Origin of the sequence: Luteibaculum oceani, from assembly GCF_007995015.1 — a bacterium.
Classification (GTDB): domain Bacteria; phylum Bacteroidota; class Bacteroidia; order Flavobacteriales_D; family Luteibaculaceae; genus Luteibaculum; species Luteibaculum oceani.
In genome coordinates this window covers 1-12,663 of the sequence record NZ_VORB01000005.1, presented here as the reverse complement: position 1 = coordinate 12,663, position 12,663 = coordinate 1, and the positions used below count along the sequence as shown (strand labels likewise).

At 36.5% G+C, this 12,663-nt stretch carries 11 protein-coding genes and 1 tRNA gene; 4 read left to right on the top strand and 8 right to left on the bottom strand.

Annotated elements, in window-relative coordinates; genetic code table 11:
- Nucleotides 1-110: 110 nt before the first annotated feature.
- From FRX97_RS06045 to FRX97_RS06035, 3 genes are read left to right on the top strand one after another with little or no spacing between them, the layout of a single operon-like run.
- On the top strand, nucleotides 111-602 hold the full coding sequence (locus tag FRX97_RS06045; protein WP_147014298.1) for a hypothetical protein: 492 nt from the start codon (nucleotides 111-113) through the stop codon (nucleotides 600-602).
- Between the two features lie 46 nt (nucleotides 603-648).
- Nucleotides 649-855 carry a hypothetical protein gene (locus tag FRX97_RS06040; protein ID WP_147014297.1) on the top strand — a complete coding sequence of 69 codons (207 nt, stop codon included), beginning with the start codon at nucleotides 649-651 and terminating at the stop codon, nucleotides 853-855.
- Nucleotide 856: 1 nt separating this feature from the next.
- The gene (locus tag FRX97_RS06035; RefSeq protein ID WP_147014296.1) at nucleotides 857-1,945 is read left to right on the top strand and encodes a hypothetical protein; all 1,089 of its coding nucleotides are present in this window, start codon (nucleotides 857-859) and stop codon (nucleotides 1,943-1,945) included.
- Between the two features lie 183 nt (nucleotides 1,946-2,128).
- On the opposite strand, the gene FRX97_RS06030 is transcribed toward FRX97_RS06035, so the two are convergent.
- The 7 genes from FRX97_RS06030 to FRX97_RS06000 all read right to left on the bottom strand — a co-directional run bounded on the left by FRX97_RS06030 (nucleotide 2,129) and on the right by FRX97_RS06000 (nucleotide 12,084).
- Complete coding sequence (locus tag FRX97_RS06030; RefSeq protein WP_147014295.1) at nucleotides 2,129-2,449, bottom strand: hypothetical protein; 321 nt, start codon at nucleotides 2,447-2,449, stop codon at nucleotides 2,129-2,131.
- A 31-nt stretch (nucleotides 2,450-2,480) separates the two neighbouring features.
- Nucleotides 2,481-5,483: a type I restriction endonuclease subunit R gene (locus FRX97_RS06025; protein ID WP_147014294.1), complete on the bottom strand. Its 3,003-nt coding sequence runs from the start codon at nucleotides 5,481-5,483 to the stop codon at nucleotides 2,481-2,483.
- Nucleotides 5,484-5,485: 2 nt separating this feature from the next.
- Nucleotides 5,486-6,661 carry a HEPN domain-containing protein gene (locus tag FRX97_RS06020; RefSeq protein ID WP_147014293.1) on the bottom strand — a complete coding sequence of 392 codons (1,176 nt, stop codon included), beginning with the start codon at nucleotides 6,659-6,661 and terminating at the stop codon, nucleotides 5,486-5,488.
- 12 nt (nucleotides 6,662-6,673) lie between these two features.
- Complete coding sequence (locus tag FRX97_RS06015; protein ID WP_147014292.1) at nucleotides 6,674-8,062, bottom strand: restriction endonuclease subunit S; 1,389 nt, start codon at nucleotides 8,060-8,062, stop codon at nucleotides 6,674-6,676.
- Nucleotides 8,062-9,807: a type I restriction-modification system subunit M gene (locus tag FRX97_RS06010; protein ID WP_147014291.1), complete on the bottom strand. Its 1,746-nt coding sequence runs from the start codon at nucleotides 9,805-9,807 to the stop codon at nucleotides 8,062-8,064. The genes FRX97_RS06015 and FRX97_RS06010 overlap by 1 nt, the downstream gene beginning before the upstream one ends.
- Before the next feature lie 145 nt (nucleotides 9,808-9,952).
- Nucleotides 9,953-10,858 carry a hypothetical protein gene (locus FRX97_RS06005; RefSeq protein ID WP_147014290.1) on the bottom strand — a complete coding sequence of 302 codons (906 nt, stop codon included), beginning with the start codon at nucleotides 10,856-10,858 and terminating at the stop codon, nucleotides 9,953-9,955.
- Nucleotides 10,855-12,084 (bottom strand): site-specific integrase, encoded by a 1,230-nt coding sequence (locus FRX97_RS06000; RefSeq protein ID WP_147014289.1) that lies wholly within the window; start codon nucleotides 12,082-12,084, stop codon nucleotides 10,855-10,857. The genes FRX97_RS06005 and FRX97_RS06000 overlap by 4 nt, the downstream gene beginning before the upstream one ends.
- Nucleotides 12,085-12,196: 112 nt before the next feature.
- Here FRX97_RS06000 and FRX97_RS05995 point away from each other — a divergent pair.
- Nucleotides 12,197-12,275, top strand: a tRNA-Val gene (locus tag FRX97_RS05995).
- A gap of 121 nt (nucleotides 12,276-12,396) precedes the next feature.
- Here FRX97_RS05995 and FRX97_RS05990 read toward each other — a convergent pair.
- Nucleotides 12,397-12,663, bottom strand: a 267-nt coding sequence (locus FRX97_RS05990; protein ID WP_147014288.1) for a transposase, incomplete at its 5' end; no start/stop codon positions are given.

The window sequence follows — 12,663 nt, the reverse complement described above, 5'->3', positions numbered from 1 at the left end:
ACGGAAAGATTTTTTACATTTTTGCTTCCTACGGGGTAAGGGGCAAAATCTTGAATCCATAGGGGTAGTGTTTCCCTGACCCTATGTTCCCCACACCCTAAAAAATAATTATGAGAAAGTACTTTAATAACTATATCATAGAAGAAATACCTCGAAGTGACTGCATAAAAGAGACTCTTGACTTGTTTAAAAAAGTCCTCGGAATTAAACAGAACGGAACATCAAATTATTTAGAGTGTGTTTTGGGAAGAAAAGTAAATAGCCCCTTTCCTTTATACTTAAAACCAGAAAATTCAACCGCACTTCCCAACCAAACAGGGGTTCTAATTTACGATGTAAGCTTTGAAGCATTTTTCTTTGATTCCCCATACAGGATTTTAAGAGACCTTAACTCCTTTTATTTTTATGATCGAGATTTAAACTCAAGAGATGATAGCAGGTATGTTAAGGACTTTTCAGATAACTTCAACCCATTAAGTGGGGGGGGGGATACAATATCAGATATTAATGATATTATTAAAAAAACAATAAATTTAAACCCTGATGAAGCTATTATTAAACTTGAAAGGTGTTTTATTTGTTTTAGGAAATTAACGAAATAGCACCACAAGTAATATTGCTTTGCCTGAATTGAAAATTACCGTTCTTATGAAAACTAACTTTTCACGATTGAAAACCTCCATTCTAATTTTTTTTATTTGCCTTTTCGTTAAAATGGAAGCTATAGCAGATGGCCCAGGATGGGTTGAAGGGCCTAGTTCAGGATTCGGTAAGGGCTTGGGTATTGGAATTACCATCTGTATTGTTGGATATTTTATCATAAAGGAAATTGACAGTAAACAAAACAAAAAGTAGCATGAGGATATTCATTCTTTTTTCTGTCATTCTTTTATCATGTGGGAAAACAAAAGTTGATTTTTTAGCAAGTGATAATTTGATGGGAAACCACCGTGAAATTGTATTGCAAAAATTGGATAGTTTAGGGGCTTTGGAGCTAATAGATGAAGAAGAGTTCGTTTATCAGTATAATTTCTCCCCAGAGAATAGACCTGCAGCCGCATATTTAAAGTTAAATGAAGACTGCTTCGAATCGGACTCTATATTGAAGTTCACACTATACATTGGTGCTGATTCTGTTTCTTTCTTTAAGGACAAATACATGCAATCATATGGAAAGGGTATAGTTAGCCAAGGTAGATTAGAAGAAATAAAACAATTTTTTATTTCCGTACACGGGCAACCTGATTCAATCTGCCATAGTAAAACATGGGAGGTAGAGCATTTTTTTGATGGTAAACCACAGGTTTACGAAAGCAAAAAGGATACTAGTGTTAATTATCAAAGAATTTATAAATGGAATTTGAAAGAATCAGACCTCTTTTTAAAGTGCAAACCGATCATTAATGAAGATTATGAATTATCTGGATATTCAGGTTTTGAAACTCTTGTAGAGTATCGAGCAGTAAATTATAGTGCTCAATTAAACAAGATAAAGGAGAACTTGCGAAAAAATTTAAAACCCGCTGATATAATAAAATTCACACCAGAATTCGTTGAATGGAAAGAAACCCGAAGTGAAAATTATGGCAGCTATAAAGAATTTGGCTTAACATTTACTATTGTAGACATATTTAGGACATCTAAATTAGAGGATAGACCTATTTCTAAAATCAAGTATGATTTGGTCGTAATGGATGAGTTTAATGATGTTCTTTGTGTCTTTGATAATTGCGTTTACAATCCCACAGTTCCAATAAAAATAACTCCTGAGGGGTATACGATTAGCTCTAAGTATTTTGATTCATTCACTATGAATTACTCAACTTTAACAGATGGTTTTAAAGCAAATAACTATGCCTTTCACTACGCTAGAAAAAATGGAGTGAAATTATCTGCAAGAATAAAATCGGTTATATTTTCAGACGGTAGTACTATGAATTCTTAATAATACTTCTTCATGTAACATTAAGTTTCAGGTTTACAACCGCAATATGTTTTTATATATACCGCGCAGGTGGCGCGATTGATTGCTGAAATTTACATGGGAAATGTAGGCTTAAGAAGGGTTATATGCCCACCCTACTCTCCTGATGTGCTTCATGTATTTATTATTGGATGGATCTAGATTTTAGATTTTTTGGTTTTTAGATTTTTCCGAACCTCTTGTTAAGAGCGACCACCATTCTGAATTATCACTTCTGTAGGTTCTAATCGCTCCAGCACTAACTAAAATCCTTCGTAGTTCATCCTCATCATTATCCCATCCCCCTAAAGCTTTTTTCAAAGACTCGAAGCTTCTTTCAACGTTTGTTTTATGAGATAAGTAATGCTTTGCTGATTGAATCACCATTAAGTCCGCCCTTGATTTTTTTATTTGATTTGAGGCTAGTATGTAACTTACTACCCCGGAAATAACAGCTGGAATAGCCGCAATAAATATCATTTCCATGTTAATCGTGTTGTTTTAATGAATGTGAAATTTACTTCTTAGCCGTTAATTCACGATACACCCGCTGCATAAAGTAATCCTTTACTAAGTTGCCAAAATTTTGGTCGTCCATTATTTTACTAAAAATGTCTTGATTTTGCTCCATACGCCCAATTAACTTTTCAAGGAACTTATCATTAAATCCATATTTGAAATTTTCAATGGAGTTCGATTTTGCTTGTTCTGCAAGTGCGTTATCGTCTTTTAATTCTGCTTCTATTTGGTCAAAAAACAATCTATCAGCATCGGTAAATTCTGTTCCAAATCGGGTGTTTAGGCTTTTAATTATTTCAGATAGTTGTCCGTATTCTTCATCCACTTTTCCAAGTCCAGATTCACCCTTATTTTCCATCTGAAATTCCCCTTGTGGGTCTAGAGCTATATTTTGCGTTCCAACTTTCTGAATTCTGTAATACTCAAGCGATACATCATCCCCTAACTGAAAACGGTCTTCTTGTTTCTTCCTGGGTAGTTTCTTTATCAGGAATCGGCAGTATGTATAATACTTCTCCAAATCTTCATCGCTAAAGGGCATAATTTGGGTTAAGAAGGAATACGACCGGATAAACTCTACGAAGGTTTTCTTGAGGCTTTCTTGCGTTAATTCGGGAATTACATCGTCAAATTCCGTCTCAGATGGAAGTGCTTTGAATCTATCCACAGCAGGGTCTACAAATGAATAAAGCTTACTCTGGTCTTGAGTTGTTAGCTTATCTTTCGATTTAAAGAACACCTTGGCAAACGAATCTATCTCTTCCAATCGTAAAACTCTTGAATCTTCAATCCTATTTAATAAGTCGTAAAGCTTGTTGGGGTCTGAGGTTTGGTTGATGGTGGTAACCTCGTAGTATGGCTGGAACGAGTTTAGGATATCCTCCGCTTCGTTTGCAAAATCTAAGACAAAGGTGTCTTCTTTCCCTTTTGTAGTTCTATTCAGTCTGGATAGAGTTTGAACACATTTAACTCCCGATAACTTCTTGTCCACATACATGGTATGCAGAAGCGGTTGGTCAAATCCAGTTTGGTATTTATCTGCAACTAAGAGAACTTGGTATTCCGGTGAAGCAAACTTTTTTGGTAACTCTCGTTCCTTAATTCCTTTGTTCAAATCTACTTCCGTTGCACCATCAGCATAACCGTCACAAATAACTTTACCTGAAAACGCCACCAGGGTCTTGATGTCTTTATATCCCTTCTCTTTTATGTAGCTATCGAATTCCAGCTTATAGCGCACCGCATGTAATCTGGATGCCGTTACCACCATTGCTTTTGCTTGTCCACCAATTTTCTTGCTAACTACTTCTCTAAAGTGTTCGATAATCACCTCTGTCTTCTGGGCTAAATTAGTTGGATGTAGCGTTAAAAATCTAGCTATGGCTCTTGATGCTTGCTTCTTATTTACTTCTCTATCCTTTTTTATTTTTTCCGATAATCCAAAGTAGGTTTTGTAGGTAGTGTAGTTCTTTAAAACATCCAGAATGAACCCTTCTTCAATGGCTTGACGCATTGAATAAACATGGAAGGGCATCGGTAAACCTTCACTGTTTAATGTTCCAAAAACTTCTACGGTTTTGGGTTTAGGAGTGGCGGTAAATGCAAAGAAGCTAAGGTTGGCTTGTTTTCCTCTTGCTTCCATGGATTTTCTTATCTGATCTTCTGTATCTTCAGTTTCAATATTTTCAATTTCCTCGGCCTCCTCTAATGATGAAGTGGTTAAGACTTCCTTCATTTTTTTTGTCGCTTCACCACCTTGGGAGCTATGTGCTTCATCAATGATTACAGCATAATTCCGAGAAGGTAAAGCACCTATTTTATCCAGAATCACTGGGAATTTTTGAAGGGTGGTAATGATAATATTTGTCCCTGCGGTTATAGCATCTGCAAGCTGTTGGGAGTTCTTATCTATCTTCTGAACAACACCGTCTTTATGCTCAAATTGGTAGATGGTGTTTTGCAATTGAGAATCTAATACCTTTCGGTCAGTTACAACGATTACTGAATCAAAAATGCGTTGGTCTTTGTTATTGTGTAAGCTGGATAAACGATACGACAACCATGCGATTGAATTACTTTTACCAGAACCCGCTGAATGTTGGATAAGATAGTTTTTACCTGCACCATTGGTTCTTGCATCGGATGTAAGTTTCCGCACCACATCTAACTGATGATATCTAGGAAAAATTAGAGTCTCTTTCCGTTTAGTTACACCGTTTAGCTCAAATTCCTCCACTTTTAAATGCAAGAATTTTGAGATTAAATCCATTAAGCTATCCTTAACTAAAACCTGCTCCCACAGGTAAGCTGTTTTGTATCCGTTGGGATTATCTGGATTCCCTGCACCAGTTCCTCTACCGAGGTTAAATGGCAGGTAGAAGGTGTTTTTCCCTTCTAACTTGGTCGTCATTGCCACCTCCGTTGTATCTACTGCAAAGTGGACTAAAGCTCGTTTTTTAAACTGAAATATGGGTTCTGTGGGTTTACGATCGTATGCGTATTGCTTTTTGGCATTTTCAACGCTTTGGCCGGTGAACTCATTCTTCAATTCAAGCGTACTAACAGGTATTCCGTTCAATGCAATTACCAAATCCAAAGAATTCATTCCTTCTATCTGGTAATACAGCTGCCTAGTAACACTTAAATGATTCTGATGGTATAGTTGCTCGTTCTCTGGGTTTAAGCCCGTCTCTGGCTTAAAAAAGGCCATTTTATATTTAGCTCCAAGGTCTTTAAATCCGTAACGTAGCACATTCAACGCCCCTTTAGCATCTAATTCTTTGACTAGACGCTCTACTACTTTTTGTTCCACATTAGCACCGTGAAATTTTACTGACTTCTCCCATTCTTTAGGCTGCGTTATTCTTAAAAAGTTGGTAACGTAGCTGGGGAATAATCCTAAAGATGGATTGTAATCGTCTGAATAACCTTTTACGTAACCACCGTTGGATAGTAGACTTTCTTCTATTGCTGATTCGAATGTTGCTTCGGAGTGTATCATTATTAATTTTCTTCTTTAATCGGAGTATTATCCCAATTTACTTGTCCACCATTGATTTGAATAACTATTGCCTTTTTAACAATATCAGCAGCAAACGCTAAGTCTTTTAAATCTCCATCAAATTTCCCTTCATGTACCGAATCAGAAGTTGCACTATATATAGCTCTTACCTTTTTATACATCTCGATTTTTTCTGCTTCATTCTTGCAGAACAAATGAGCAGACCTCCAAGATAATTTCTCCCTAATTCCACTTTTATTACCTACCTGAAATGCCGACTCCATGCTACATCTTAGAAAGATTGCTCTTTCCACAATGGAGTCATTGCTTTTGTAGTAATTCAAAAAATTTAGAGCAACCCTTAATCTTTCTTGAAGTGGTTTTGGTAAACCATTAAATGCTTTAATAAGTGAATCAACATCATTGAAAGCCAACGCTCCAAAATAGTTAGGAATTATCCCATTGCTCTTCACCGGCCTAGGGTGACACATAACACCGCTGTTAACTAACGGAACTGTCTCTTCAGTAAACTTGATAATTTCATGAATGTGGCACCCCGAATCTTTAGCCACAACTAAAGAAATTAACACCGCAGTTAAATGAATTTGTTCAATCTCCTCGTTAAGAAATAGTTTCTCAACTTCATCAATGTCATTGGTACTCGGTACAGGATGTTCAAAAATGTAGCAAAGGATTGTTTCTGGCCTATGCATACCTATGAAGTCGTCCCAATGAATTCTTTTTTTGACAAACTGATTCGGAATCTCCTCGGAACTCATCAAAGTAATTCCATTCGAAAAAGTAAAAGAGGAATCGATATCTAATTTTGGCACTACCGCCCCTATAAATGCCTTAAATTTTCTATTGACGGCATAATCCACAGCACCTTGAATCGCTCTTTCGGGGGAGTTTCTTAATGCAATATGAATGAGTGTACTGATAAAATCATCGATCCTAACATGATTGTATGCCTCAAATTCGTGTTGCAAACCACCGTCAAAAATGGTGAACTCAGGAACGGCACATACTAAAGCTTTAATCTTTTCCGTTTTACCGGCCTTTTTGTGTTGCGAAATATCTGTTACCACATCAGCTGGCAATCGACCTTCGATAGGATAACCCTTGACAATTTGCTTTAACTCAGCTAAAACCTTTTCCTGTGGCTCGGTAAACTCCATCAATAATTATTTTTAATTTTCTTCAGGTATCACCTCGTTCCTCACATCCACCTTACCTGTTACCACCTCTGAAATCAAGGATTTTTTGTATTCCTTGAGTAAATCTATTTCACTCACCATTTTATCAACGGCACTTTTTATCCTGCCCTCTTTCAGCTTTATGGTTTCAGATATTCTTCTTTGATTTTCCAATGTAGGCATCCAAACCGTTGTGTTTTTAAGAATACTTTGAGTCACACTAAAAACCTTAATCCCTTTAACTGAGCTTCTGACCTGATTTCTAAATGGTTGGGAAGTGAAAATATATGCGAAAAAGCGGGCATTAATTTGCACTAACGGTTGCGCAATAACAGTGTGATAGCCTGCAAAAATTTGAGCTTCTCCGGTTACATGTGAAAAGTTTCCACATCCCTCTATATCCTCTGAAGTATCGGCAAAAACAAAGTCGCCTTTCTTTAGTAACGATTTAGTTGAGGATTCTAAATACCCCTCATTAACACATTTTAAATAGTCTTTCTCCGGATTAACTTCAAAACCATACTTGGAGTGAATTTCACCATAGTTTATGCAAGGAACACCTGAATTTGAAAGATTTTCTCTTGTTATTGACAAGCCGGTCGAGAATTTAAACACCCGTTTCAACTTCTTAACCTCCCAATCCTCAGGTATTTCCCCAAGCCAATCTATGCCCGAATCTTTGGTTTTGGTGGGTTTGCTAAAGCCTTTGCCATCCCAAACTTTTTTACCTGTAACTAGCTCGTTGATAAGTGCGGTGCGTTCCTCTTCTAGGAGCTTAATAAGCTGCTCTTTTTTAGCGATTAAATCGTCTATCTGCTGGGTTTTATAGTCTAGGTATTTGGCTATTTGGGTTTGTTCTTGCATGGACTCTGGAAAAGCAATCCATAAATTTTCTAAAGCACCCATCCCAATATTAGGTTGAGTACCAAATGTCCAATTGGTTTCTACTTGATATTTAAAAACAGAGGACTGAATAAAACTGAATAGAAACCGACCATCAGCTTTTTCCTTTGATGCCCTTATTATGGCTAATGGTGACCAAATTCCAAACTCTTCCTCTATGTCAACGTACGCTGACTTACCTGTTGTTGAACCAGACTTACAAAAGAGAATATCTCCCTTCTGAACTTTTGATTTCTTTGAGTATATCGCATGTTGCTCCTCACTAATGTAGCCTCGTTTGTATGCAAGGTCGATAACATTAATCCTTATTGCTTCAGCAGAAATAAAAGGAACTCCGTTGTCTGTCCACTCTGGTGTTTCATGAGGGCCATCCGTTATTCTTTGACACACTAAATTTTTCAACTTAGTCCTGTGCCATCCTTTCGGAATAGAACCAATACCATCAATTCCAGATTCCTTATAACTATCGTAGCCCTTCATTAGGATATCACTTCTTTAATCAACCCTTCAGTCTGCTCTTCCAGCTTCAAAATATCCGCTCTAATCTCTTCTAACGACCTCAAAGGCTTATACTGGTAGAAATACTTGGTAAAGTTGATTTCGTAGCCTGTAAGCGTCTTACTTTTATCCACCCAAGCATCTGGCACATGTGGTAACACTTCTCGTTTTATATAGGCGTCAATATCCTCTTTCAGTGGTATGTTCTCGGTATCACGTAAGCTGCTATCGGCTTTGGGATTTCCTTTTTTATCCGTTATCACTTTTCCGTTTTCAACAAGCGGTCGTTCTACAGTCACCTTATGATATCCGAAGTCTTCATTATCAAAAATCTTAGAGTATTCACCTTCAAGGAATTCGCCATAAATTCTGGTGATATCGGCAATGTGTTCATCAGATAACTCATTGCGCTTGTCACCCAATGACTTGCTCATTTTTTTGTAGAAATCTACAGCGTTAATCAGCTGTACTTTTCCTTGCCTCTCTTTTGGTTTATGGTTGGATAGAATCCATATGTATGTGCTAATGCCTGTATTGTAAAATAACTGATTAGGTAAGGCAACAATAGCTTCCAGTAGGTCATTTTCAATTATCCATTGGCGTATGCTACTTTCATTTTTCTTTGAGCTTGGTGAACCAGAAAATAGAGGAGAACCATTTAACACTATTGCTAAACGAGAACCACCTTTTTCCTTAGGTTTCATTTTCTTTATTAGGTTCATTAGAAACAAGAAAGAACCATCGGATACTGACGGTAAACCCGCTCCATAGCGTCCGGCAAAGCCAAGCTCATTATGTTCGTCTTTTACTTCCTTTTCTACCTTCTTCCATTTCACGCCAAATGGCGGGTTTGTTATCAGGTAATCAAATTCATGTCCTATGAATTGGTCAGGCTTTTGCTTCTCGCTTTCCTTACGCTTTAAGCTGTTCGCTTTTTTAATGTTTGCAGGGTTTTGCCCCTTAATCATTAAATCTGATTTACAGATGGCGTAAGACTCGTTATTGGTTTCTTGTCCAAATAATTCTAATCGTGCATCGGGGTTTAGTTCGTTTAGGTATTCATCTGCCACTGATAACATGCCACCTGTTCCGGCACAGCAATCAAAAATGGTTTTCACCACACCCTTCTTACGTAACATGTCGTTGTCGTACATAAAGAGGAGATTTACCATGAGTTTGATGACTTCCCTTGGGGTAAAATGTTCTCCAGCAGTTTCGTTCGATAATTCCGCAAACTTTCGAATGAGTTCCTCGAACATGTAACCCATTTCCATACTAGATACTTTATCGGGATGCAAATCGACTTCTTGAAAGCGTTTAAATACCATGAACAAGAGGTTATTGTCCTCAAGTTTGCTTATTTGGTTATCAAACTCAAATTGCTCTATTACCTCTCGTGCATCTTCCGAAAAACCATTGATGTAGTTTCTAAGGTTGGAAGCCAAGTTGTTGGGGTCGGCAATGAGCTTGTCAAAATCGTATTTACTCTTGTTATGGAAGTTGTAGCCAGCTTCTTTGTTAAGTATTGGGTCTAGGTTTTGGATGTTCATGGATTTAACCGCATCCAGCTTCTTTAACACCTTCTCTTTGGTGTCGGTTAAAACGCAATCTAAGCGTCTTAGAACTGTTAACGGCAGTATTACCTTACCGTAGTCCGATTGTTTATAATCTCCTCTTAGAAGGTCTGCTATAGACCAAATAAAGTTTGCTGATTCTTTGGTTGTCATAGTTGATTTAACAAATCTAAAAAACTTGAAAATTGAATAGATTAAAATTATCCTTGGTTGAAATTTTTATTCTGCGTGTAATTGTACCCAACGATTTTTACAAAAATTATTTCATGGTCAGATCCGTGATCTGACTTGTTAGAAACTAATTCTCAAATGTTGGTAAATCCAGTCTAAAATTCCCTTGTTTCTCTTCTATATAGTACTCATTCCATTTTTTAGAGTATTCTGTTGATGTCCAGGGCTTATTTATTTTTGATTTTGGAGTTATGACCGTAACTCTATCAACTATTAAATTTTTAACCAGATTTTTCAAATCGGAAGGCTGGAATTTGCGTCTTAAGGCTCTATTGGAATTAAGTTTCTCAAATAGTGAGAATAGGTCTGCTATGGTTTTAAAGTGTAGTATAAATTCAATTTCACATTTACAATAATCGAGAGAGAAAAGCTTAATGAAATCCTCCTTTTCACCTTTATAAATGCCATTTTCCGAGAGAGATGTGTAAACTGTCTCTTCTACTTCATCGCAAATGAAAATTGAACTATGCTTTTTATGTGATTTGCTTTTGTACAGCTTTAACCAATCGTTTGTTTCATCACACTGATGAAATTGGGTGTACCAACTCTTCGCAATTTTTAAATTCTTTTTCTTCCATATTAATTCTTTTGAATCATTTGGCTTATATGATTCAAGAAGACTAACCAGAATTTTAAGTCGACTTTCGGTTTCATCAATATGCTTCTTCGTGATAGGATTAGGAACATTATTGTTTTCCAAATGCCTAATAAGAAGTTTTAAAAAAGTTGGGATTCCATTGTCATCCAGACAATTCAAATCTTTTTTTAGCGTTAAAAAGAAATCGTTTTGGTTGTAGAATTTTGGCCATTGAGTTTTAAAAGCGGGATTTAATTCCTTTAACCTATTGCCAGCAAGTTTGGAGAAAGTGCCTCCTTTAGAACCTGTATGAATTGAAGATCGAAATGCGGGGTTTCGATATGTCTTTATTTGATCAATCGAATCGGGTATATGCTTTAGAATCTCAGAAATCATTGTAAGTCATTTAATACTTCATCGGTAGCTTCGTTAGAAAACTGACCAAAATATCCCTTGGTTGTTTTTATATCACTGTGCCCAAGAATTTGTCCTAATTTCTCAATTCCAACACCCTTGTCTCTGGTAGTTGTGCTAAACGCATGTCTAGCCACGTAAGATGTGATTTTTTTGTTCTCAATCCCGATTAGCTCCCCAATGATTTTTAGGTTTTTGTTATGACGCTTAAGCTGACGTTTATAACGCCCCTCCATTTGTATGTCTGTTTTTGCCTGATTGTTTAATATGGGTAGCAAGTAAGGTGAGTCCTTTTCGGTAAATTTATCCATCCGTTTAAGAAGGTCATATAGTGTTTCGTTTAAAGGGAATGAAAGTTTCTTTTTTGTTTTTCTACGGGTAAAATGAACTCTCCCATCTTTAAGGTTCTTTTTTTTCGTTAGAAATGCTAAATCCTTTAAGTTAACCCCGCCCGAGTAAAAGCTAAAAAGAAAAATTAATTGAGTTAATTCTAAATCTGGTCGATTAGAAAGGTTGATGTTTTTAAATTTCTCAAATTCCTCTGGTGATAAGGTTGTGGGAGTATAGTCCGATTTTAACTTTGAAATCTTATAGGTGTTGAACGGATAGTTTTCTTTTTTTGCATTTCCTTTTTCAATTGCAGAGTTATACCATGCTCTAATCTCTCTCATTTTAAAACTAATTCCTCCCTCGGTACCACCAGCTTTTTTCAAAAATAACTCATAGCCATCAAGAATTTCTGGGGTAATATCGTCAAAGGTTATTGACTTTTTGATGTATGACTTAAAGCTTCTTGCAGTCTCATAACATGATTTTGCGGAAGAATGTCTGGAATGTTCTCTAAAGTATTCCTCCCTATGTTTTGCAAATTCAAATATTGAAATTGCATGAGGTTCAATATTCGGGTGGAAAATTTCTTGGTATCCAATTTTGATATCCTGTAGTGTATAATTAGCATTTTCTGCTTCCAACGTATTTATAAGCTCTTCAATTTTTTGTTTTCTTTCAAACAGTGCTTGGTTAATTGCCTTGTAGTTGTTTACAGATCTTCTAACTGAAAGCTTGTTTGCATCCCACTCAGATTTATTCAGGTTTATCCCCGTAGTAATGACAGAGGTTTTACCATTTCTGGCGTATAATTTTAGTATTATGGGGTACTTTCCTGATTTAAGCGATTTGTTACGCAATAGAATTTTTACCGAAGCCATTTTTCTAATTTAGGTCAAGCTAAAGGTCAAGGTTTTTATTCAAATCAGCACCATTTAATCAGAAGTATCAGAAAATAATTATCGTTATTTAACTGTATTTCAGTGCCTTTATAAATATATGTTTGAGTTTAAAGAAAAAATACACCTGCCTTACAAGCAGGGGGTCACTGGTTCGAATCCAGTATTTCCCACACAAAATTATAAGAGGGATTCAGATAACTGAGTCCCTTTTTTTGTGCGTTAATAATTCATATTTAAACGAGGGAGGTGCTAATTTCGGATCAAGTCATAAATCTGTGGACTTGAAGATTTTTAAGCATAAATCTGGGTTAATCTAAAAAGGAAGAATTCGATTTTTCTAACCCCTCTAAATTGAGCTCTAAAGGCCTTGATTTTGGCATTAAAGGATTCGGCAGCGGCATTGGTGCTTCGGTTATCGAAGTAATTGATGATGGTCTGGTAGTGATTTTGGATGGTTCTAGATATGGTGTTGAAGGACTTAAATCCTGACTGAGCCACTTCTTCGTGCCAACGAGCCAACCTTGTAAATGCATAGATTTTACCTCTATTTTCCTTAAA

Excerpts from the sequence above, each read along its gene's own strand:
- FRX97_RS06045 (WP_147014298.1), top strand. The coding sequence starts at position 111 with ATGAGAAAGTACTTTAATAACTATATCATAGAAGAAATACCTCGAAGT.
- FRX97_RS06040 (WP_147014297.1), top strand. The coding sequence starts at position 649 with ATGAAAACTAACTTTTCACGATTGAAAACCTCCATTCTAATTTTTTTT.
- FRX97_RS06035 (WP_147014296.1), top strand. The coding sequence starts at position 857 with ATGAGGATATTCATTCTTTTTTCTGTCATTCTTTTATCATGTGGGAAA.
- FRX97_RS06030 (WP_147014295.1), bottom strand. The coding sequence starts at position 2,449 with ATGGAAATGATATTTATTGCGGCTATTCCAGCTGTTATTTCCGGGGTA.
- FRX97_RS06025 (WP_147014294.1), bottom strand. The coding sequence starts at position 5,483 with ATGATACACTCCGAAGCAACATTCGAATCAGCAATAGAAGAAAGTCTA.
- FRX97_RS06020 (WP_147014293.1), bottom strand. The coding sequence starts at position 6,661 with ATGGAGTTTACCGAGCCACAGGAAAAGGTTTTAGCTGAGTTAAAGCAA.
- FRX97_RS06015 (WP_147014292.1), bottom strand. The coding sequence starts at position 8,062 with ATGAAGGGCTACGATAGTTATAAGGAATCTGGAATTGATGGTATTGGT.
- FRX97_RS06010 (WP_147014291.1), bottom strand. The coding sequence starts at position 9,807 with ATGACAACCAAAGAATCAGCAAACTTTATTTGGTCTATAGCAGACCTT.
- FRX97_RS06005 (WP_147014290.1), bottom strand. The coding sequence starts at position 10,858 with ATGATTTCTGAGATTCTAAAGCATATACCCGATTCGATTGATCAAATA.
- FRX97_RS06000 (WP_147014289.1), bottom strand. The coding sequence starts at position 12,084 with ATGGCTTCGGTAAAAATTCTATTGCGTAACAAATCGCTTAAATCAGGA.